1 protein-coding gene is annotated in these 358 nt (G+C 39.1%); it reads left to right on the top strand.

Going from position 1 to position 358, the window contains the following annotated elements:
- Window positions 1–116: 116 nt before the first annotated feature.
- Window positions 117–358 (top strand): flagellin N-terminal helical domain-containing protein (locus tag LXM54_RS27760; protein ID WP_442780553.1); only part of this gene is annotated, 242 nt, incomplete at its 3' end.

The raw sequence follows: 358 nt of genomic DNA, 5'->3' as shown, positions 1-358 counted from the left end.
AAAAATAGTTCTCCCGATATATATAGTAGAGAGGGGAAGAGCATTGAGCTTTCCTTATCTATAAAATTATTTCGTCCACAAGGATGTGGACACAAAATTCAAGGAGGAAAACTACAATGAGAATTAATCATAATATTGCTGCATTAAACACATACCGTCAATTGAGCTCGGCAAGTACTGCTCAATCTAAATCAATGGAGAAATTATCTTCAGGTCAACGTATCAACCGCGCTGGTGACGATGCTGCTGGTCTAGCAATCTCTGAAAAAATGCGTGGACAAATTCGCGGTTTGGATCAAGCATCACGTAACTCACAAGATGGTATCTCTTTAATCCAAACAGCTGAAGGTGCATTGAA

This window comes from Bacillus sp. Au-Bac7, assembly GCF_021341655.1.
Lineage (GTDB): Bacteria > Bacillota > Bacilli > Bacillales > Cytobacillaceae > Niallia.
Note: the sequence above shows the minus strand (reverse complement) of the source record. Positions and strands in the feature narration are given on the sequence as shown.